The 20,710-nt window shown below is 72.1% G+C and carries 19 protein-coding genes; 6 read left to right on the forward strand and 13 right to left on the reverse strand.

The window, feature by feature from the left end:
• Window positions 1–28: 28 nt before the first annotated feature.
• The 3 genes from V5E28_RS07065 to V5E28_RS07075 form a co-directional block, all read right to left on the reverse strand.
• A complete protein-coding gene (locus V5E28_RS07065) occupies window positions 29–1,093 on the reverse strand; it encodes an ATP-binding protein (RefSeq protein ID WP_336205578.1) in 1,065 nt (354 codons plus the stop codon).
• Complete coding sequence (locus V5E28_RS07070; protein ID WP_336205579.1) at window positions 1,090–2,427, reverse strand: DUF5691 domain-containing protein; 1,338 nt, start codon at window positions 2,425–2,427, stop codon at window positions 1,090–1,092. Before V5E28_RS07070 ends, V5E28_RS07065 begins: the two co-directional genes overlap by 4 nt.
• A 79-nt stretch (window positions 2,428–2,506) precedes the next feature.
• The gene (locus tag V5E28_RS07075) at window positions 2,507–3,874 is read right to left on the reverse strand and encodes an SWIM zinc finger family protein (RefSeq protein ID WP_442945781.1); all 1,368 of its coding nucleotides are present in this window, start codon (window positions 3,872–3,874) and stop codon (window positions 2,507–2,509) included.
• Window positions 3,875–4,010: 136 nt separating this feature from the next.
• Between V5E28_RS07075 and V5E28_RS07080 the strand changes: the two genes are divergently transcribed.
• Window positions 4,011–4,547 carry a cupin domain-containing protein gene (locus tag V5E28_RS07080; RefSeq protein WP_336205868.1) on the forward strand — a complete coding sequence of 179 codons (537 nt, stop codon included), beginning with the start codon at window positions 4,011–4,013 and terminating at the stop codon, window positions 4,545–4,547.
• Between the two features lie 67 nt (window positions 4,548–4,614).
• Here the strand turns inward: V5E28_RS07080 and V5E28_RS07085 are convergent, their stop codons facing one another.
• Entirely contained in the window at window positions 4,615–5,646 is a 1,032-nt protein-coding gene (locus tag V5E28_RS07085; RefSeq protein WP_336205581.1) for an alpha-hydroxy acid oxidase, read from the reverse strand.
• A 198-nt stretch (window positions 5,647–5,844) separates the two neighbouring features.
• Between V5E28_RS07085 and V5E28_RS07090 the strand changes: the two genes are divergently transcribed.
• Complete coding sequence (locus V5E28_RS07090) at window positions 5,845–6,234, forward strand: STAS domain-containing protein (RefSeq protein WP_336205582.1); 390 nt, start codon at window positions 5,845–5,847, stop codon at window positions 6,232–6,234.
• 1 nt (window position 6,235) lies between these two features.
• Here V5E28_RS07090 and V5E28_RS07095 read toward each other — a convergent pair whose 3' ends face one another.
• From V5E28_RS07095 to V5E28_RS07105, 3 genes are all read right to left on the reverse strand, one after another.
• On the reverse strand, window positions 6,236–6,721 hold the full coding sequence (locus V5E28_RS07095; RefSeq protein ID WP_336205583.1) for a MarR family winged helix-turn-helix transcriptional regulator: 486 nt from the start codon (window positions 6,719–6,721) through the stop codon (window positions 6,236–6,238).
• A 57-nt stretch (window positions 6,722–6,778) separates the two neighbouring features.
• Entirely contained in the window at window positions 6,779–8,395 is a 1,617-nt protein-coding gene (locus tag V5E28_RS07100; protein ID WP_336205584.1) for an arylsulfatase, read from the reverse strand.
• 94 nt (window positions 8,396–8,489) lie between these two features.
• Complete coding sequence (locus tag V5E28_RS07105; protein ID WP_336205585.1) at window positions 8,490–9,368, reverse strand: sulfotransferase family protein; 879 nt, start codon at window positions 9,366–9,368, stop codon at window positions 8,490–8,492.
• Window positions 9,369–9,502: 134 nt separating this feature from the next.
• Between V5E28_RS07105 and V5E28_RS07110 the strand changes: the two genes are divergently transcribed.
• Window positions 9,503–10,492, forward strand: coding sequence for an LLM class flavin-dependent oxidoreductase (locus V5E28_RS07110; RefSeq protein ID WP_336205586.1), 990 nt, complete (start codon window positions 9,503–9,505; stop codon window positions 10,490–10,492).
• Window positions 10,493–10,639: 147 nt separating this feature from the next.
• Here the strand turns inward: V5E28_RS07110 and V5E28_RS07115 are convergent, their stop codons facing one another.
• The 3 genes from V5E28_RS07115 to V5E28_RS07125 form a co-directional block, all read right to left on the reverse strand.
• Window positions 10,640–12,250: an FAD-dependent oxidoreductase gene (locus V5E28_RS07115; RefSeq protein ID WP_336205587.1), complete on the reverse strand. Its 1,611-nt coding sequence runs from the start codon at window positions 12,248–12,250 to the stop codon at window positions 10,640–10,642.
• 2 nt (window positions 12,251–12,252) lie between these two features.
• A complete protein-coding gene (locus V5E28_RS07120; RefSeq protein ID WP_336205588.1) occupies window positions 12,253–12,648 on the reverse strand; it encodes a hypothetical protein in 396 nt (131 codons plus the stop codon).
• A 188-nt stretch (window positions 12,649–12,836) separates the two neighbouring features.
• The gene (locus V5E28_RS07125; RefSeq protein WP_336205869.1) at window positions 12,837–12,959 is read right to left on the reverse strand and encodes an SIP domain-containing protein; all 123 of its coding nucleotides are present in this window, start codon (window positions 12,957–12,959) and stop codon (window positions 12,837–12,839) included.
• On the opposite strand from V5E28_RS07125, the gene V5E28_RS07130 reads away from it, so the two are divergent.
• The 3 genes from V5E28_RS07130 to V5E28_RS07140 all read left to right on the forward strand — a co-directional run bounded on the left by V5E28_RS07130 (window position 12,918) and on the right by V5E28_RS07140 (window position 16,131).
• Entirely contained in the window at window positions 12,918–13,106 is a 189-nt protein-coding gene (locus V5E28_RS07130) for a hypothetical protein (protein WP_336205878.1), read from the forward strand. The genes V5E28_RS07125 and V5E28_RS07130 overlap by 42 nt on opposite strands.
• 83 nt (window positions 13,107–13,189) lie before the next feature.
• The gene (locus V5E28_RS07135; RefSeq protein WP_336205589.1) at window positions 13,190–14,725 is read left to right on the forward strand and encodes an aldehyde dehydrogenase family protein; all 1,536 of its coding nucleotides are present in this window, start codon (window positions 13,190–13,192) and stop codon (window positions 14,723–14,725) included.
• A 107-nt stretch (window positions 14,726–14,832) separates the two neighbouring features.
• Window positions 14,833–16,131: a CehA/McbA family metallohydrolase gene (locus V5E28_RS07140; RefSeq protein ID WP_336205590.1), complete on the forward strand. Its 1,299-nt coding sequence runs from the start codon at window positions 14,833–14,835 to the stop codon at window positions 16,129–16,131.
• A 62-nt stretch (window positions 16,132–16,193) separates the two neighbouring features.
• Here V5E28_RS07140 and glnII read toward each other — a convergent pair whose 3' ends face one another.
• The 3 genes from glnII to V5E28_RS07155 all read right to left on the reverse strand — a co-directional run bounded on the left by glnII (window position 16,194) and on the right by V5E28_RS07155 (window position 20,705).
• Window positions 16,194–17,213, reverse strand: a complete 1,020-nt coding sequence (gene glnII / locus V5E28_RS07145) for a glutamine synthetase (RefSeq protein WP_336205591.1) — start codon at window positions 17,211–17,213, stop codon at window positions 16,194–16,196.
• Between the two features lie 92 nt (window positions 17,214–17,305).
• A complete protein-coding gene (locus tag V5E28_RS07150) occupies window positions 17,306–17,776 on the reverse strand; it encodes a hypothetical protein (RefSeq protein ID WP_336205592.1) in 471 nt (156 codons plus the stop codon).
• Window positions 17,777–17,807: 31 nt separating this feature from the next.
• Entirely contained in the window at window positions 17,808–20,705 is a 2,898-nt protein-coding gene (locus tag V5E28_RS07155; RefSeq protein ID WP_336205593.1) for an AAA family ATPase, read from the reverse strand.
• Between the last annotated feature and the right edge of the window lie 5 nt (window positions 20,706–20,710).

Raw genomic sequence — 20,710 nt, forward strand, 5'->3', positions numbered from 1 at the left:
GCCCTCCGCCGCTCCGCGGTCGCGCGGCTCATGACACCTCTCGGCAGGCGCGGTAGAAGTCGCGCCAGTCGGACCGCTCGCGGACGACCGTCTCCAGGTACTCGCGCCACACCACCCGGTCCGACACCGGCTCCTGCACCACGGCGCCGACGATGCCCGCGGCCACGTCCGACGGCCGCAGCACCCCGTCGCCGAAGTGTGCCGCCAGCGCGATGCCGCTGGTCAGAACCGAGATCGCCTCGGCCGTCGAGAGGGTGCCGCTGGGCGACTTGACCTTGGTGCGGCCGTCCTCGGTCACTCCCGCACGCAGCTCGCGGAAGATCGTCACCACCCGGCGGATCTCGTCCGGCCCGGTGCTCGTCTCCGGCAGCTCCAGCGAGCGGCCGAGCTGGGCGACGCGGCGGGAGACGATGTCCACCTCCTCCTCGGCCGTGGCGGGCACGGGCAGCACGACCGTGTTGAAGCGGCGGCGCAGCGCGCTGGACAGCTCGTTCACGCCGCGGTCGCGGTCGTTGGCGGTGGCGATCACGTTGAATCCGCGCTCGGCCTGGACCTCGCGGTTCAGCTCGGGGATCGGCAGCGTCTTCTCCGACAGCACGGTGATCAGCGCGTCCTGCACGTCGGAGGGCATCCGGGTGAGCTCCTCCACCCGGGCGACGCGGCCCTCGGCCATCGCCCGCATCACCGGCGACGGGGTCAGCGCCTCGATGGACGGGCCCTCGGCCAGCAGCCTCGCGTAGTTCCAGCCGTATCTGATCGCCTCTTCCGCGGTGCCTGCCGTGCCCTGCACCAGCAGGGTGGAGTCGCCGCTGACGGCGGCGGCGAGGTGCTCCGACAGCCAGGTCTTGGCCGTGCCTGGCACGCCGAGCAGCAGCAGCGCCCGGTCGGTCGCCAGGGTGGCGACGGCGACCTCGACGATGCGGCGGGCGCCCACGTACTTGGGGGAGATCCGGTCGCCGTCGCCGAGGATGTAGGTGGTGACGGCCCATGGCGACAGCTTCCAGCCCGGCGGCCTGGGCCTGTCGTCGTCCTTGGCGAGCAGGGCCAGCTCGTCGGCGTACTGGTCTTCCGCGTGCGGGCGCAGGACGGTCATGAAAGCTCCTCGATCATGTCGGCTCGGAAACGCAGCAGGGCGGCGACCTGCTGGATGGGCGGGACGGGCGAGTAGCCCTCTGCCAGGCCGGCGAGCGCGGGATCGATGCGCTCGCCCGCCAGCCTGACCAGCTCGTCGAGGTTCCACGGCTGGGTGCCGGCCACCTGGATGATCTTGCGCAGGACGGCGGTGGCCAGCCTCTCCCGCCACCGCGGCGACACGCCTCCCAGCACCATGATCAGCTGGCTGTCCAGGTCGTGCTCCTTGGTGAAGCCGGCGGCCAGCTCCTGCTGCTCGTCCGGCCCGAGTGCCACGAGCAGGTCGGAGATGGGGTCCCAGGCGAACATCGCCCGCGCCCACTCCGGGTCGCGCTGCAGCACCGCCGCGCGCACCCAGGCCGCCTTCACCTCGTTGTCCCAGTCGGAGATCTTCTTGCGCAGCATCGTGCCGGGCGGCAGCCCCCACATCCGCAGCGGGGCGCGGGCGATGACCTGCTGCAGCCACCAGGCCCGCTCGCCGAGGCCACGCGGCGGCTGGGACCTGATGCCGTCGCGCTCCATGGTCTTGTCGCAGCTCAGCGGCGCCTCGACGACGATCGTGGCGGCCTCGATGGTCAGGCAGGCCCGGGCGCGCTCCGCCATCCGCTGCGACAGCCGCGACCCGGGCAGCCGGGTGAGCAGGTTCGCGGCCTGTTGGCGCACCTCCCGCCTGCGGTCGTCCAGCGCGGACTCCAGGAACGGCTCGTCGTCCATCGACAGCCCCTCGCCGAGCACCCGGGCGAACGCGGCCCGGTCGTCGGGCGTCTCACGCTCCCAGGTGCTCTCCAGCAACCGCCTCGCCTCGCCCGGCTCGGCTGCCCTGAGCCGGCGCAGGTAGGCGCGCCGGTCGGCGGCACTGCCCAGCTCCCACGTCTCCCCCGTCGGCTCCTCCAGCAGGTACGCCCACGCCGGGTTGCGTTCGGCCAGCCACCGGCCGCGCCGGCCGGCCAGGACCCCGAGATGCGCCCGGATCGACGGATCCAGCCTGCCCTTGCGCAGCAGCTCCGGCAGCACGTGAGCGGGCACCCTGCGCCCGGCGCCCGCCGCGACGGACAGCCACTCGGGCAGCACCCGGTCGTGCTCGCCGCCCAGGATCCTGACGAGCCGCTCGGCCGCCCGCCTCCCGACGGCGGCCTGCTCCTCCTCGGGGGCGCACACCTGCTCCCCCTGCTCCGCGGGCCGCCACCCGGCCCGCCGCCGCAGCACCTCGACGGCCGCGGCGGCCAGCAGGTCGTCCCGCAGCGGCCTGCGGTCGGTGCCCAGCAGCGCCGCCGAGGCCAGCTCGTCCCAGCTCACAGGGTCACCGCCGGCCGGCCGTCGTCCCAGGTGCGCAAGAGCACCGTTGCTCCCTCGTTCTCCCCGTTCACAGGATCGTTCACAGGATCACCGCCCTACCGTCGTCATCCCAGGCCGTCAGGGGCCGCAAGCCCCGCGGGGTCCATTCGGCGGCCACCGTCACGGGCCGGCCGCCGGACACGGCGAGCAGCCGCCACACGTCGCGCCCGCGCGGGTGCAGCGGGAAGCCGCCCAGCGCGTTCTCCTCGGGGACGGCCCCGGCCAGCACGATCGGCCACGACTCGGCCCACGGATCCCCCGCCAGGGCGGCGGCGACCTCCTCCATCGCCTCCTCGGACGTCACGCCGGGCGGAACCCCGCCTCCGGGGCCCTCGGCGGCCGGGTGGCGGGTGACGACCAGGGCGCGCAGCGGTGACGCGCCGGGGTAGAAGGCGAGATCGGCGTCGAGGGCGGTGCCCGTGACCAGCGAGGCGTCCAGCGACTGACCGGGCGGCGCGAATGACAGGACGAGCGCCGCCCGGCCCGTCCGGCGGCCGCGCAACCACACCCGGCGGGCGGTGAGCCGGTCCTGCTCCTCGTCACGGCTGCCGAGCACGTCCCACCGGTCGCGCACCGCCGGTCCGGCGAGGACCTCCTCGCGCGTGACCGGGAAGCCGACGCGCATCAGGACCGTCTGGGCCAGATCGGCGGGCAGCTCGGCACGCCGCCTGTAGGCGACCGCGAGGAGGTCGAGCAGCGCGTACTCCTCCAGGAGCCGCCCAGGCCAGCCGTCCTCGGTCCGCACCCGCGCCAGCCGTGACACGATCCCCGCCACACCGGGCGCCTGGGCGTCGATGAGGCGCTTGGCCAGCCCGTCCCAGTCGGACTCGGCGGCACCGGCCAGCCCCTGCCGCACCTGGTCCGCCAGCCAGCGCTCCAGCTCGGCCAGTCCCGCGGCCACGCGCGCGTGCCGTACGGACTCCCCGCCGGCGGCCCGCCCGCCGGAGACCTCGGCCGAGCCCGCGCGCCCGCCCGGTCCTTCGACGTCGGCGGCTCGAGCGGCCTCGGCTCTGGCGGCCTCCAACCGGGCCGCCGACCTGGCGGCGCGGTCGGCACGCTGCGCCAGCCACTCCGCCACCCACGGCGGGATCGCGTCCGCTTCCGGCACGCCGTCGGCCGACCACAGGAGCAGCAGTCCGAGGGCGTGCTTGCAGGGGAACTTGCGGCTGGGGCAGCTACACCGGTAGGCGGGCTCCGTCAGGTCCACGCACGCCAGGTAGGGCTTGGCGCCGCTGCCCCGGCACTCGCCGAACACCACATCGCCTGTCATGCCGCGTAGTGACCATTTGCCTGGTGCCGCCACGCCTTGGGCCGCCTTCTGGGAAGGGGCGTCGGGGGCGAGGGCGAGGACCTGATCACGGCTCCACCGTTCGATCACTCGCTGCACATTAGCCACGCCGACCGACATTTCGCGCCCATACCGGCACACCCGCCATGGCGCGAAGTGCCCGGCGATCCGCCGCCCGTGGAGCCGCTGGACGGACCCACCCGGACTCGCCCTCGGGGCAGGTCAGCCCGGCCCGTAGAATCGCCGGGTGGAGCTGATGATCTATCCTGACGGCCCGTCCGTCCAGGTCGCGGACGAGGCCGAGGCGCTGGCCCGTGGCCTGCGGGGGCAGCTCGTCCTCGACGGCACCCGCTTCCTGCGCCGTGACGTCGCCGGGGAGCCGGTCGCCTTCGTCGAGCGCCCGCCGATCGCCCGCGCCCTCGACCTGCTTCCGCATCCCGAGGGCGGCTGGTTCAGGGAGACCTGGCGGTCCCCCGTGTCGTTCCGGCCGGACGGCTACGACGGCCCGCGGGCCAGTGCCACCGGCATCTACTTCCTGCTGCAGGCGGGCGAGGAGTCGGTGCCGCACATGGTGCGCTCCGACGAGGTGTGGCTCTGGCACCGGGGCGGGCCGTTGAGCCTGACCATCGGCGAGCAGAGCGTCGTGCTGGGACCGCTGGTCGAGGAGGGCCAGGTGCCGCAGGCCGTCGTCCCCGGCGGGGTCTGGCAGTCGGCCAGGCCGGCGGGCGGCGAGGAGGTGCTGGTGAGCTGCGTCGTCTCCCCGGGCTTCGACTTCGCCGACTTCACGGCCTGAGCCGTGCTCGCGCTGCCGCGGCAGGGCTGACAGGCCCGCCCACGGCCGGGGCCGGCTCGCGCGAGCGTCAGGGCACCACCAGATCCCTGGGCACCTCGCCGGGGGCGGCGACGCCGCAGATGGTGAGGGCGTTGACCAGCTCGGCGCGCAGCAGGGAGAGGACCTTGGCCACGCCTGCCGCGCCGGCCACCGACAGGCCCCACATCACCGGCCGCCCGATCGCCACCGCCTGGGCGCCGAGCGCCAGCGCCTTGATCACGTCGGTGCCGCGCCGTACCCCGCCGTCGAGCAGCAGGGGCACCTGCCCGCGGACCGCGTCGGCGATCAGCGGGAGGCGGTCGATGGTGGGAGGCATGGTGTCGAGCTGGCGACCGCCGTGGTTGGACACGATGACGGCGGCGGCGCCGTGCTCGACCGCCAGGGCGGCGTCGGCGGGGTGCAGGATGCCCTTGAGCACGATCGGCAGCGAGGTGATCCCCCGCAGCCAGTCCACATGTCTCCACGAGAATTCGGGAGAGAGCACGACCTGCCCAACATCTCCGTCACCGCGGAGGTTGGGGCAGGACATGCCCGCGGGCAGGTCGTGGAAGTCGTTGCGGTCGCCGCGCTCGTTCCTGCCCAGGGCCGGCGAGTCGACGGTGACGACCAGCGCCTTGCACCCGGCCTCCTCCGCACGCCGTACGAGAGACTCGGTGAATCCCAGATCGGGCTGCAGGTAGAGCTGAAACCAGAGCGTGGCCCCGGTGGCGGCGACCTCCTCGACGGCGACCGTCGACAGCATCGCCGCCATCATGATCACTCCAGCCTCGGCGGCGGCCCTGGCGGTCTCCACCTCGCCCGCCGGGTGCGCCAGCCGGTGGAAGGCGGTCGGCGCCAGCAGCACGGGCATCGACGTGGCCTGGCCGAGCAGGGCGCCGCCGAGCTCCGGCCTGCCGGCGCCGCGGAGCACGCGGGGCACCAGCGACAGCCGCCTGAACGCGGCCTCGTTGGCCTGGACGGTGACCTCGTCCTGGGCCCCGCCCGCGAAGTAGTCGTAGTAGACCGGGTCCAGCTTCTCCAGAGCCACGTCCTGGAAATCACGCAGGTTGAAGAGGTTCACTCCGTCTCCTCGAAGAATGCGATCCAGCCACTCGTTGCCAATGTCCACGGGCCGGCGGAACGTGGCAACCACCTGTCCACGGCAGCCCAACAGGGGGAGATTCACGGGACTTGGCGCATGTATCGCGCTGATACTGGGTACTGGACCAGTTCATTGCACTATGCAATCGTGACCCCGGGTGTAATGTCACACTTTTGCATGGAGGGCGGAATCGTGCAGGCCGGCTTCTCCTGGATCATCACCCCCTACGACGGCGCCGCGGTCCTCAGCCTGTCGGGCGAGCTCGACATCGCCACCGCCGCCGAGCTGCGCCACTGCATGGCGGAGGCCACCGCCAGCGTGCATCCGCCGAAGGTCGTCGTCGATCTCAAGGCCGTCGGATTCTGCGACTCCTCGGGGCTCAGCGTCCTGCTGACGGCCCTGAGCGGAGCCGAGGCCGCGGGCGGCGTCCTTGTCCTCAGCGAGGTCCATCCGCGGATCAAGCGAGTGCTCAGCGTCACCGGGCTGCACAAGCGGTTCCAGGTCTACGACACGGTCCAGGAGGCGGTCACCGCCCTGCCGGAGCCGGTCACCAGCGAGGTCCCCTAGCTCATCCGGCGGGCCAGCCGAGCGGGTGCAGGCCGCTCTCCGGTGGCTCTCCGCCCGCCTCGTTGAAGGCGGTCATCGCGTCGACCAGCATGCGGCGCTGCTCGGGTGACAGGCGCGAGACGATGACGCCGATCTCCTGCCTGCGCCGTGCCGTCACCTCGTCCACGATCCGCCGCCCCTCGCCGGTCAGCCGCATCAGGCTCTCCCTGCGGTTGTGCGGGTTGACCTCCCGCACGATCAGGTCGGCCGCCGCGAGCCGGTCGGCCATCCGCATGGCGGTGGAGGAGTTGACGTTGAGCACGTCGGCCAGCGTGACGAGCTTCGTCTCGCCGTGCCCCGCCAGCACCACCAGCATCCGGAACTGCGGCAGCGTGACCCGGTCCTCGACCGCCCCCAGCGAGCGGACGGCGATCCCGACGAGCAGCCGGGTCCCGGTCAGGACGGCCGAGATGACCGCGGAGAGGTCGCTCGGCTGGCGCTGTGGCATACGCACTGTTGTACACGCCCCCGCTCACCAACCGCCGTGTTCCGGGACATTCGCACGTCAGACCATGCTCTCTCGGAGCCGGTGCGCGCGGCGGAAGGCGTGCCTCCTGCCGCCCGTACGGAATCCGGCCGACGCCGTGACCAGCCCTCGCTCCCCCACCGGGAAGACGGCGCTGCACTCCTCGCCCGGCAGCAGCGCCGCCACCTCGTCCCGCGCCTCCAGCCTGCGCCCCCGGGGCAGGTTCAGACCCAGCCTGACCTGTGTCCACGGCACCGCCGACCCGTTCACCAGCGTCACCGTCACCTCCCCCGCCGCACTCAGCACCTTCAGCCCGTACGGCCCGCGCGGGTCCGGGCCGATCGACTCGTCGAGCAGCGCCATCAGCTCGCGGGTCAGCTCCGGCCTGCGCCGGGCCAGGTCGCGCCGCTCCTGCTGGTCGGTGGCCAGGTCGTACAGCTCGACCCGCCCTTCTCGCCCGGCGGCCGCGATGCCCGGCTCGAACCTGATCGCCTTCCACCGGCCCCGGCGGATCGCCTGCGCCTTGCGCGGCCGGTTCCACACCAGATGGTCGTGACGGGGCGCGTCGCCGCCGTCGAGCAGCTTCCGGAACGACAGGCCGTCGATCCCGTCGGGGGCCGGCACCCCGGCCAGCTCCGCCAGGGTCGGCAGCACGTCCCAGAGCGCCACCGGCCGCCTCTCCACCCGGCTTCGCAGCCCCGGCGACCAGGCGATCAGCGGTACCCGGATGCCGCCCTCGTACAGGTCGCGCTTGTCGCCCCTGAAGGGGCCGTTGGAGTCGAACAGCCAGGGCGTCACGCCCTTCTCCCGGTGCGGCCCGTTGTCGCTGGTGAACAGCACCAGCGTGTCCCTGGCCACGCCCGCCTCGCGCAGCGCCCGCACCAGAGCGGCCACGTCGGTGTCCAGCCGCGTGACCTGGGCGGCGTGCCGGCGGTTGGCGCGGGTCCAGGGCCTGTGCGCGTACGCGCCGGCGTTCCCCGGCACCTCGCTGGGCGAGTGCGGCAGGTTCGTCGGGAAGTAGAGCAGGAAGGGCTGCTCGGACGGCTGCTGGACGAACTCGATCGCCCGCCGCAGGAACAGGTCCGGCGCGTACGCCTCGCGGCCGAGCCGCACCTGGTCGCCGTTGTGCCAGAGGTATTCGGGAAAGTACTGGTGGGCGTGACGGTGGCCGATGTAGCCGAAGAACTCCGCGAAGCCCCGTGCGTTCGGATGGGACTCCTGGTCGGGTTCCTCCGGCCCGAATCCCCACTTGCCGATGCAGGCCGTGCGGTATCCGGCGAGCTGCAGCAGCTCGGCGAAGGTCAGGTCGGACTCGGTCAGCGAGTGCTGCGGGCCGCCCTCCGGGTTCTCTCTGACCGTGCCGTGGCCGGCGTGTAACCCGGTGAGCAGCGCGCACCGCGACGGCGCGCAGAGCGGCGCTCCGGAGTAGGCCGTCTCGAACCGCACCCCCTCCTCGGCCAGCCGGTCGAGCTGCGGTGTCGCGATCATCCGCTGCCCCTGGCTGCCGATCTCGCCCCAGCCCAGGTCGTCGGCGAGGATGACGACGAAGTTGGGCCGCGAGGCGGGCGCGGCCCGCGCCGGCGAGGCGGCGGACGGCAGGGTCAATCCGGCGATGGCACCCGTCAGGAGGGTACGGCGCGAGGGCGCGTCGATCATGCGGGACACCTTCAGGGCAAGGAACGAGCGGCGGCCGAACCACCGGAGAACGGCAGGCGAACTCTGCCGGAGCCTTGGTCGTGGACGGCCGTGCTCAGCAGTAGTCCCACAGCCCGCAGATCTCCCTGAGCTCGGGAGGCAGCTCGTCGCCTGAGGGCAGCGGGCGGCCAGCGACGACCGTACCGCTACGGATCTTGTCGCGCCAGTCGCCCACGCCTTTCACGAAGCCGCCGTGGTCCTGCTCGCCGTAGTTCAGCATCGACGGCTCCCACCCGACGCCCAGAAAGGCGCACACCCGCCGTAGCTCGGCCTCCGGATCGGCGACCAGGTCCTCGTACCTGACGGTCAGCCCGGCCAGATTGGAGCGGGCCTCCTGCAGGTGGTTCATGTAGCTGAGCGTGCGCGGCACCGCCTCCTCCATCGGCCGCCTTTCGGGATCGGCCTCGTGCCACGACTGCACGATCGACATCGGATGCCGCAGCAGGAAGACGAAGCGCGCGTCCGGCCAGCAGGTGGAGACGCGCCGCCAGGCGAACACGTTGCTCGGCGTCTTCTCCACCAGGATCGGCTTGCCGCTGCGCGTCAGCTCCCGGTGCAGCATCCGGTCCCACACGATGTGCTCGATGTCGCTGTGGTTGTGGCCGAGCAGCTCCATGGCCTGCCGTACGGGATCGGTCGGCAGGCCGACGGTCATGCGGCGGAAGTGGGTCTCGATGGGAGAGTGGACCTGGGAGTGGCTGTTCAGCATGACGCGCAGCAGCGTCGAGCCCGACCGTACCGACGAGAGCAGGAAGACCGGCGCGCGCAGCAACCGGTCGCCGGGGTCGGCCGGTGGACGCACCACGTCGCCGGCCAGCCTCTGGGGTTCCGGAGCGGGCGCGGGCGCGGGGGCCTTGGTGACCCGGCCCGCCCTCGTCAGCGTGTACCCCGTCAGCCCTTCGAGGGTGGCGTTCGCCCTGTACTTCCAGCTCATGGCCGGTAAACGTAGACAAGACCGGTGAACCGCCGGTTAACCGGTGCTGTGAATCCCTGGCGCGCTGAAATAACCCTGGCACCAGCACGGTTACAGATCAATGCCCCGATATCCACGCGAAAGGCACGTTCCTCATGGCTCTCCCACTCTCGATTCTCGATCTGGCGCACATCGGCGAGGGAGAGACGGCGAGTGACAGCCTGGCCGCCAGCGTCACGCTGGCCCAGCGTGCCGAAGAGTGGGGCTACCAGCGGATCTGGTACGCCGAGCACCACAACATGCCGACGATCGCGTCCTCGGCGACCAGCGTGCTCATCGCGCACGTGGCCGCGCACACGCGCGCGATCCGCCTCGGCGCCGGTGGCATCATGCTGCCCAACCATTCCCCGCTGACCATCGCCGAGCAGTTCGGCACCCTCGCGACGCTCCACCCGGGCCGCATCGACCTGGGGCTCGGCCGGGCGCCGGGCAGCGACCAGCAGACCATGCGGGCGCTGCGCCGCAGCCCCGCCGCCGCGGACACCTTCCCGCAGGACGTGCTGGAGCTGCAGGGCTACCTGACCGGCGAGTCGCGGATCCCGGGCGTCGACGCGACGCCCGGCAAGGGCACCGACGTGCCGCTGTACATCCTCGGCTCCTCCCTGTTCGGCGCGCAGCTCGCCGCCATGCTCGGGCTCCCGTACGCCTTCGCCTCCCACTTCGCCCCGACCTCGCTGGAGGAGGCCGTCGCCCTCTACCGGCGCGACTTCAAGCCGTCAGCCCAGCTGGAGCGGCCATACGTGATCGCCGGGGTGAACGTGATCGCCGCGGACACCAAGGACAAGGCCGAGGAGCAGTTCCTGGCCGCCAAGCGCGCCAGGGTGAGCCTGTTCGTCGGCCGGGACCGGAAGTTCACCCCGGAGGAGGCGGATTTGATCCTCGAGTCCCCGGCCGGGCGGCAGATCCAGCAGATGACCAAGTACTCCGCCGTCGGCACCCCGGCCGAGGTGAAGGACTACCTCGACCGCTTCGCCGAGCACGCCGGGGCGGACGAGCTGATCGTCGCCTCCCCGGCGACCGACAGAAGCGCCTGGCTGCGCTCCTTCGAACTGCTGGCGGACGTCCGCGGGCTCATCGCCGCCTGACGCCGCGGTTCACAGGAGGGTTCCGGCGAGAGTCTGTAGACCAGCAGAGCGGCACCCTCCCACGGTCCCGCCAGGACGTCCGGAAACGTCGCCGTCGGCTGCCTCTGTGACGGGCGGCCGGCTCCACGTCCGGCGCCGGGCCGGTGCTCAGGCCCGGACGGACAGCGCGTGGCGGAACACGTTCCGAGGGTCCCAGCGGGCCTTCACCCGCTGCAGACGGGCGTAGTTGCCGCCGTAGTAGATCGTGGACCACGGCACCCCGGAGGTGTTCCACTCCGGGTCGGCGTGGTCGATGTCCGGGTAGTTGATGTAGGCGCCGCCGCAGTTGCCGCCGGGCACCGGCACTCCCCCGGTGCTCGCGAACGTCCGCGAGTGGAACCGGCGCACCCAGGCCAGTTGCGCCGCGCCGTCCTGGCTCTGGTCCCAGGTCGCCAGATGGATCACCTTGAGGATCGACTGCCGCTCGGCCGTGGCGGTCGCCGCCGGGTCCACCGCGTTGACCTGCCCGCCGTACGACAGGAGCCACAGCAGGCCGGTCGCCGAGCCCTCCTCGCCGGTGGCGAGGTGGTCGAAGGCCACGTCCGCCTGCTCGTCGGTGAAGGGCTTGCGCAGATAGGCGGACTTGCCCTTGTAGCGCCCGGCTTCGGCTTCTTCGCCTAACGACAGCGTACGAGCCGCGTAGAACCATGGATCGCGCTGGAGCGGGGGGACGATCACCTTGGGGGTGACCCCCTCCGCGACTGCGGCGAAGTAGTCCCGCAGGATCCGTTCCGCGCCGGGCACACCCGCGTCCACCTGCGTGGGCAGGATGATCCCGCCGCGATCGGGGCCCGCCTGGCTGCCGGGGATCAGCAGCGAGCCCCACAGGCTGGCTTCCGGGGTGCCCGGCTCGCCGTTGCGCTCGTGCCACTCGCCGTGGTTGCGCAGCAACCTGCGGAACGACTCCTTGCCCATCCCGTCCCACGACCAGATGGCCACGCCGGACAGCACGGTGGCGGGCGGCTTCGGCAGCAGTTCGCGCGGGTCGTCACTCCTGGCCTTCGGGTCCCGCATGAAGTAGCGGGTCACGACGCCGAAGTTGCCGCCCCCGCCGCCGGTGTGCGCCCACCACAGGTCGTGGTTCGGGTCGGACGGGTCCCGCGTGGCCACCACCGCGCGCGCCCGCCCGGACCGGTCGACCACCACCACCTCGACCGCGTGCAGGTAGTCGACCGTCAGCCCGTCGCGCCGCGACAGCGGGCCGTACCCGCCGCCCGCGATGTGGCCCCCGGCGGCCACGCCCCCGCATTGGCCGCCGGGGATGGTGACCCCCCAGCCGAGGTAGAGCTTGCGGTAGGTCTGCATCAGGGTGGCGCCCGCCTCGATGACGAACGCGCCACGCTTGTCGTCGAAGTACACCTCCGACATCTCGCACATGTCGATCACGACCTGCGCGCCGTCGCCGACGAAGTTCTCGTAGCAGTGCCCGCCGCTGCGCACGGTCACCCGGCGGTTCGCCCGCACCGCGTCGCCGACCGCCTTGACGACCTGCTCGGTGGAACCCACCACGTGGAAGTACTCCGGCTCGGGCCGGAAACGCTGGTTGGTGTTGCGGACGACCAGATCCTCGTAGCGGGGATCGCCCGGCCGCACGACGACCGGGCCGAGCGGCGGCGCTCCCTTACCCTGCGCCGCGACCGGTCCCAGCCCCGCCGTCACGGCCCCACCCCCCAGCGCCGCCGTGCCTCCGATGAACCCTCGTCGCGTTACCTCACTCATGATCACAACCCCCTGAACCGTCTGCGCGGCTTCGACTCCTCAACGGTAGGAACGGGGTGGGAGCGTGTGAATGCAGCCAGGTGCACGACGGGGTGGAGGTAACTACACCGGTTTCGGTCCCCCGGTCGCCGCGGGCACGCGCACGGCCGCCGCGCCGTGCCGATCAGGACCAGGATCAGGACCAGGGCCATGAAGGCCTGTCCGTGCAGGCCGAGGACGAAGACGGTCCGGCCGGCGAACTCCGGGTCGTGGGTGGCCGTGTCGGGGAACACGAGTGCTCCTGACATACCGAGCCACGGCGTGGCGAGGACCGCGGCGGCGCAGAGCAACCGCGCCCGCGCGTCGTGGCCCTGCCGTAGGGCGAGCGCCAGGCCGATGAGGGCGAGAAGCACCGTCATCACCATGTACTGGGCGTCGCGGAACTTGGCGTGAGGCGGCCAGGCGGGGTTGAGGCGTGCTGTGCCGCCAATTCGGGGATGACCAGGTCGGCGAGCACGGCGCTGACCATCGTGATCATCCCGAGGAGGGTGATCAGGGTACGCGGGACGGACATGGCGAGGGTGATCCCCTTCTGGCTGCCGAGGGCTCAGTGCAGGCCCCGTTTGCCCGGCGCCCAGAACGGCTTGACCTTGATCGAGGTGCGCGGCCAGTCGCGCTCGCGGACCAGGTGGTCGCGCACCATCTGGCAGGTCCTGGCTTCTCCGGCCACGTAGGCGGCTCCGGGGCCGCCCGGCAGGTCGAAGTCCTGCACCAGCTCGACTTCGCCTACACCGACCTGGAGCCCGTCTACGAGGAGTGCCTCCGCGACCTGTCCGGCACGCTCGGCCTGGACTACTCCGGCAAGCCGGACGCATGACATCGCGTCCCTGGCGAGGAGCTCGCCTTGGGTTCGCGATGGCGGGATGATTGTGTGTGTTGAGGAACTATGAGGAGGCATCGGTGACCCGTCAGATTGTTTCCGTCGTGGGTGGCAAGGACGCCGCCGGCACGGACACGTACTCATCCGTCAACCCCGCCCGCACCGGCGAGGTGGTGGCTCGGGTGGGGCTGGCCGACGCCGAGACGTTCGCGGCCGCCTGCCGGACCGCCCGGGACGCCCAGCGGGAGTGGGCCAAGGTGCCGGCCCCGGTGCGGGGCAGGGTGATCGCCTCGATCGGCCGCCTGGTCGAGGCGAACGCCGAGCGTCTGGCCCGCCTGGTGACCCAGGAGATCGGCAAGCCGTACGCCGAGGCGCTGGGCGAGGTGCGGGAGATCGTCGACACGTGCGACTTCTTCCTGGGCGAGGGGCGCAGGCTCTACGGCCAGACGGTGCCTTCGGAGATGCCGGACAAGAACCTGTTCACCTTCCGCAACCCGGTCGGCGTGGCCGCCGTCATCACCGCCGGCAACTTCCCGGTGGCGGTCCCGTCGTGGTACCTGGTGCCGGCGCTGCTGTGCGGCAACGCGGTGGTGTGGAAGCCCGCCGAATACGCCGCGGCCTCCGCGCACGCCCTCTACCAGCTCTTCGCGGCGGCCGGGCTGCCCGACGGGGTGCTGGACATCGTCTTCGCCGACGGCTCCCAGACGTTCGAGGGCCTGGAGCGGGCGCTCACGGAGGGCACCGTGCAGAAGATCGGATTCACCGGCTCCAGCGAGGTGGGCAGGAAGATCGGCGAGCTGGCCGGCCGCCACCTGCAGTCCCCCTGCCTGGAGCTGGGCGGCAAGAACCCCATGGTGATCATGCCGGACGCGGATCTGGACCTGGCGGTGGAGGGCGCCCTGTTCTCCGGCTTCGGCACGGCGGGCCAGCGGTGCACGAGCCTGGGCACGGTGATCGTGCACGAGAGCGTCCACCAGGAGTTCACCGAGCGCTTCGCCCGCGCGGTGCGCGACGCCAGGATCGGCGATCCGGAGCAGGACGTGCTGGCCGGCCCGCTGCTGGACCAGAAGTTCGCCGACCGCTACGAGGAGTACCTCACCTGGATCCAGCCTCACCACCGGGTCGTGTCGGGGGCCGTCGGCCGGATCACCCCGGACAGCCCGCACCACGACTTCACCGGCGAGGCCGGCCTCTACTACCACCCCGTCGTCGTCGACGGTGTCAAGCCGGCGGACCGCCTGTTCCTGGAGGAGACGTTCGGCCCGATCGTCGGCGTGACGACCTTCCAGACGCTGGACGAGGCGATCGAGCTGGCCAACCTGCCCGGCTACGGACTGTCGAGCAGCATCTACACCACCAACCCGAAGCATGCCTTCCGCTTCCGCGAGGGCATTTCGGCCGGCATGGTCAGCGTCAACAACTCGACCTCGGGCGCCGAGGCGCACCTGCCGTTCGGCGGCAACGGCAAGTCCGGCAACGGCAGCCGCCAGTCCGGGATGTGGGTGCTCGACCAGTTCACCCGCTGGCAGTCGATGAACTGGGACCACTCCGGCCGCCTGCAGAAGGCCCAGATGGACGTTGCGGACATTAGCCCGGATATGGAGTTCCGGCTCTAGTTCCTTATACCTGGAGTGAAGAAAGCCACCCCGCCGGAAAGGAGGGCCTTCCCGGCGGGTGATGGCCGTGTCACGATGACGGCGCCTTCGATCACGGGGAGAAGCCGATGCGTGACAATGTGCAGCCATTAACCGCCCGACCTGCGCTCCGCCTGCGTGCCGGCTTCCCGTGCCGCTGGAGCGTCTGGACCCGCGCCGGCCGCGGCCTCTATCCGCGCGACACCGTCCCGGCGCGGGATTTCGACGGCCTGCCGTACTTCCACGGTGACGACGTCGTGCTCGACGTGCCGCGCGAGCCGCTGACGGTCAGGGCGGCCCGCGGCATGGAGTACGGCTGCGCCGAGACGACGCTGGTGCCGGGCGACGGCGAGACGCTGGTGGAGCTGGCGCCGCAGCGCATCTACGACGCGGCCGCCCTCGGCTGGTACGGCGGCGACCTGCAGGTGCGTCTCAACCGCCCGCCCACCTGGGTGGCCGCCTCCCAGCACGGCGAGGACCTGCACGTCGTCAACGTGCTGCCGGACGAGGACGAGGCGTTGCGGCACTGGTCGGGCCGTGACCTGCCGTGGTCGGACGCGCTGCACGTCGCCCGGGTCGATCTCGCGCACCACGCCTACAGCTGGGAGGAGTGGCCGCCGCCCGGTGGCGCGCCGCGCCGGCGCGGCAGGCTGGTCGGCTACGCCAACTCCTTCCGCGGGCCGGTGGAGACTCCCGAGCAGCTCGTGGGCGTGGGCGTGCCGGGCTTCGACGCGCGGCTGTCGGTGGTGGACGCCGCCCTGGGGCTGGTCGACGGCTTCTCCTCGGCGATCGGCTCCGCCTGCGCCTACCGGCGGCTGGTCGGCGCTGGCAACCGGGTCGCCGCCGTCGCAGGGACCGCGCACCGGCTCGGCCCGATCGGGCGGGAGCGTACGTACGCGCGGGTGGAGGGGCCGCTGACGGCCGAGTCCTACGCGGCGGCGGTGCGGCGCGGCCGCACCTTCGCCACCACCGGCCCGTTCCTGGAACTGGACGTCGACGGCCACGGCCCGGGCGCCACGCTGGACCTGGCGCCCGGCGGCAGGGTGCGGGTGACGGGCCGGGTGATCGGGCCGCGGGCGGAGCGGGTGCGGCTGCTCACCGCGGACGGCGAGCTGGCGGCGGGACGGCCCGGCGAGCTGGTCGCCGATCTGACGGTGATCTGGCCGACGTACGTGGTCGCGGTCGTCGAGGGCGGCGGCCAGGTGCTCGCCCACACCAGCCCCGTCTACCTGGACGTGGGGCACCGGCGGGTGGCCAGGGAGGAGGACGTGACGTTCTGCCTGCGCTGGCTGGACCTGCTGGAGGAGGCGATCAGGCCTCGGGTGAGCCCCGCCTACCTGGCGCTGGCGGAGGAGGCCCGCAGGGTCTATCTGTCTCGCCTGGCATGAGGGAACGCGGGCCCCATCGGGGGTGCCCGCGTTTTCTCATGCGTTGCTTCTCATCCGGTGCGTCAGACCTGGCCGGCCTTCTCCAGGGCGGCGCAGCAGGTGTTGACCAGCAGGCGGGTGACCACGTACGGGTCGACGTTGGCGTTGGGGCGACGGTCCTCGATGTAGCCCTTCTTGTCCACCTCGACCTGCCACGGGATGCGGACGGAGGCGCCGCGGTCGGAGACGCCGTAGCTGTACTTGTTCCACGGGGCGGTCTCGTGCGCGCCGGTCAGGCGGCTCTCGATGTCGGCGCCGTACTGGGAGACGTGCTCGGCCGGCTTGTCACCCTGGCCGAGCGCCTCGCAGGCGGTGATGATGGCGTCGTAGCCCTCGCGCATGGCCTTGGTGGAGAAGTTGGTGTGCGCGCCGGCGCCGTTCCAGTCGCCGCGGGCGGGCTTGGCGTCGAGGGTGGCCTCCACGCCGAACTCCTCGGCGGTGCGGTAGAGCAGCCAGCGGGCGAGCCACAGGTGGTCGGAGACGTCGAGCGGACTGGCCGGGCCTACCTGAAACTCCCACTGGCCGGGCATGACCTCGGCGTTGATGCCGGAGATCGCGAGGCCGGCGGCGAGACAGCGGTCGAGGTGCAGCTCGACGATCTCGCGGCCGAACACGGCCTCGGCGCCGACGCCGCAGTAGTAGTGGCCCTGCGGAGCGGGGAAGCCGCCCTCGGGGAAGCCGAGCGGGCGGCTGCCCTTGAAGAAGGTGTACTCCTGCTCGATGCCGAACCACGACTCCTGGTCGGCGAACTGCTCGGCGATCGGGCGGAGCAGGGAGCGGGTGTTGCTCTTGTGCGGCGTGCCGTCGATCTCCTCGACCTCGCACAGGACCAGCACGTTGTCGCCACCCCTGATCGGGTCCGGGGTGGTGAGCACCGGACGGAGCACGCGGTCCGACGAGTGACCCTCGGCCTGGTTGGTGCTGGAGCCGTCGAAGCCCCACACCGGAGGCTCGACCCCGTCAGCCAGGATCTTGGTCTTCGAGCGCAGCAGAGCCGTAGGCTCGGTGCCGTCGATCCAGATGTACTCAGCCTTGTAGCTCACGGTGGTCCTTTCGAGGTTTTTCTCAGCCACGCCGAGTCTTAGGGATGGCCGTTTCCCCGTTTTTGCCCGCATGTGAACGGCGTGTTAAGCCGTCAGCCTTCTCGTACGGCTCCGGGCTCGGCCACCAGCTGGGCGTTCGGACCGCCTTCTCCGCACTTCGGGCCGTTGGGGAAGCGGCCCTTCGGCGTCACCTGGAGGGTGCGGTCGAGCAGTTCGTCGCCGCCGGCGTCGCGCAGCGTCAGCCGTACGCGCACCGGACTCTTCGGCAGGCCCTCGACGCCGGCGAAGCCGTGCTTGTCCCCCGTCGGTTCCATGACCGCGGAGCAGGTGTCGCCGGTGCACGTCTGCCCGGAGGCCGCGGTGGACGGGAAGAGCTCCAGGCCGGGGCGACGGCAGGAGCCCGACCAGCAGATCTCCAGCTCGGCGTCTCTCACCTGACCCGCGAGCGGCGCCTTGACCGTCACGCCCACGCCTACCGGGGTGCCGATGCCGGTGCAGATCTGCTCCGCTTCGCACCCGGTCAGCAGGGCCGCGGCGGCGAGACAGGCGGCGAGTGTGCGCACACCTGTAGAACGTGCGCCGGGCGATGGCGGTTCAGCTGCTCTCGCGCCGTCCGTTCCCGTCGTAGCCGAGCAGCCGCATCGCCGTGTCGGGGTCGAGGACCGCCGCCAGGAGCTGGGCGCGGGCGTGCGCCTGGTCGCGTTCCCGTTCGGTCCTGGCGTGTGCGGCCCGGATGCCCTTCACCGCCACGGCGACGAGCCCTCCGCCGACGATCACGGCGACCACCACGACGAACAGCGCGAGCAGCAGCCCCGGTGAGGCGACCCCCGGCCCCGGCGCCGTACTCGCCGTGTCCGCCGCCGTACCCGACGCGGGGCCGCCCGTCAGCGCGCCCGTCACCGCGAGGCCGATGAACACCGCCAGCAGCAGCAGGGCGACCGCGCTGGCGGCCACCAGCCACAGGTGCCTGCCGGTCCTGCCCGCCGCGGCCACCGGCCCGGCGGGCGGGGCGCCGGTGAAGGCGGCCACGTGGTCAAGGGCGGGGCGAGGCTGGGGCACGGGCGCGGCCTGCCCCGCCCACGGCGCGAACCCCGGATGGGAAGGCCGGCCGACCGCCCTGGCCGGCTGCCCAGGAACCACCGGGCCGGAGGCAGCATGCCCCCGGACCGGCCGGACCGGCCGGACCGGAGCCGGGCCGTTCGCGCCGGGTGCGGCCACGCCTCGGGCGATCACGGCGGACCTCGCCACCTCCTCCGTGGCGGGACCGGGCAGCCTCCGGTCGATGCGGCCGTGTTCCTTGTGCGCCCTGGCGGCGTCGCGGTGGTAGTCCTCCAGCTCCCGGTAGAGCTCGTCGGAGGCGTAGACGGTGCCGTCGACCAGCGGCCCCGCCGACCGTTCGATGATCGCCACCACGTCGTCGCCGTCGAGCGTCCGGTGCGTCTCCAGCGCGTGGGCCACGCAGAGCACGTCCCTGCGGTGCTCCCGCAGCAGCCGCTCGGTCTTCTCCAGCAGCCGCACCAGGTTGACCTCGATCCGCTCGGCCAGCACGTCGGGTGTCGGCTCGGGGCCGCGCCTGGGCATGATGTCCAGCTCCTGCAGCGCGGGCAGCGAGGTGACGCCCGAGCCCATCCCCCAGGACGACTCCATGAGCGCGGTCAGGAACGTCGCCGCGCGCAGGTCGCCGGAGACGCCGGAGGAGTTGTCCTCGCCGAAGAACATCCGCTCCCCCGCCAGGGACGCCAGCGAGACCATGATGTCCGCCTCGCACTCGGACTTCCACCGGGTGAACCGGTCCTCCGGCTTGATCGAGGCGACCATGCCCAGGTAGTCGGCGCCCTTCTCGATGGTCGCGATGTCGATCCCGAGGTGGCAGCGGGTCGCGTACGCCACCACCGCGTGGCACGCCTCGTGCACGGCCACGGCGTGCCGCTCGCGCTCGACGTACGCGACGTCCTCCGGCGGGCCGAGCTGCTTGAGCCGCTTGGCGCGCAGCACGTCGGACCAGGTGATCACCTGACGCCCGTCCCGGATCGCGGTGATCAGCGACTCGTTGACCAGGTCCTTGATCGTGGCGCCGGTCGCGTACGGGGTGATGGTGGCGAGCTTGTCGATCTGCTGCCCGGTGAGGTCGTGCCCGACCTTGTCGAGGTAGCCCTGGTAGGTGCGCAGCCGCCCGGCCTTGGACGGGTAGCCGACCTTGTAGATGCGGTCGACGCGGCCGGGCCGCAGCAGCGCCTCGTCCAGCGCGTCCGGCCGGTTCGTGGCCATCATGACGAGGATGCGGTATCTGGGCGGCGGCTTGGGCCGCATCCCGAGCAGCCGTCTCACCTGCCGGTTGAAGAACCCGCGCGGCTTCCTCAGCCCGGACAGCTCCCCGAGCAGCGCCTGCAGGGTGCCGCCGCCGCTCATGAGGAAGCGCTCGCGCAGCCCCGGCTCCTCCGCCTCGCGCCGGCCGCGGAAGGCGAGCACCGTGCGGGTCTCCTCCGACAGATAGTTCAGCCCGTGACAACCGGACAGGCCGCCGCCCTGCCCGGGAGGGCCCTGCTGAGCGGACCTGCCGAGGGTGTCGGCCTCGTCGAAGAAGACGATCACCCCGCCGTAGCGGAGCGCCAGCCTGCGCAGCCTCCTGAACAGCGCCTTCACCCTGAGGATGCCGAAGCCCATGAACGCGCCGGGATCGACGAACACGTACGGCCTGCCCGTCTCACCGGCCACCGCCTCGGCCATCAGCGCCTTGCCGGTGCCCGGCGGCCCCCACATCAGCAGGCCGCCGGGCACGTAGCCGCCGCGCCGCTCGATCTCGCCGGGCCGCTCCAGGAGGACGATCTCCTCCCTGAGCCGCTCGACCACGTGGTCCTGGCCCCAGACGTCGGCGAAGCGGGTCCTGATGTCGTCGGGCAGGTAGGTCTCGACGCCGCCCCTGGACAGCGACCAGAGCAGGCCGGCGAGCAGGACGGCGATCACGAGGAGCAGGAAGAGGAGCCGGAGCGGGGGCGGCAGCGCCTGGAAGGTCAGCGCGGGCGTCCTGAGCAGCGCGAGGAACGGATCGGTGTCGAGCACCGCGCCGAGCACCAGCGCCGTCAGCACGATCCAGAACGTGATCTTCAGCACCCGGGAGACGCGGAACCTGGTCCAGTCGTCGAAGCGCTGCCGCGACCACCGCTCGAACCCGCCGAAGACCCGCCGGCTCCAGAACCGGTCATAGGCGGGCCACCGCTCGCCGATCAGGAAGTGGGCCTGCCGCAGGGCCTCGGCGCCGAGCAGCCAGAGGATCCATCGATGTTGCTGGGCGATCACCCGCATCGCCTCCGGATAGGACACGATGCCCTCGAAGTCGGCCATCACCTTCCAGGTCAGCACCAGGTAGGCGAGGGCCAGCCCGACGAGGAGCCTGCTCCGCTCCCAGAACGTCGTCTTCTTTCTGGTGACGGCGTCCGGGCCGGTGGGCCCGCTGCCGGGGGCGCGCAGCCCTTCACGAAGTGTCGTCGTCACTGGTG

Origin of the sequence: Nonomuraea sp. LPB2021202275-12-8 (assembly GCF_037044575.1) — a bacterium.
GTDB lineage: Bacteria > Actinomycetota > Actinomycetes > Streptosporangiales > Streptosporangiaceae > Nonomuraea.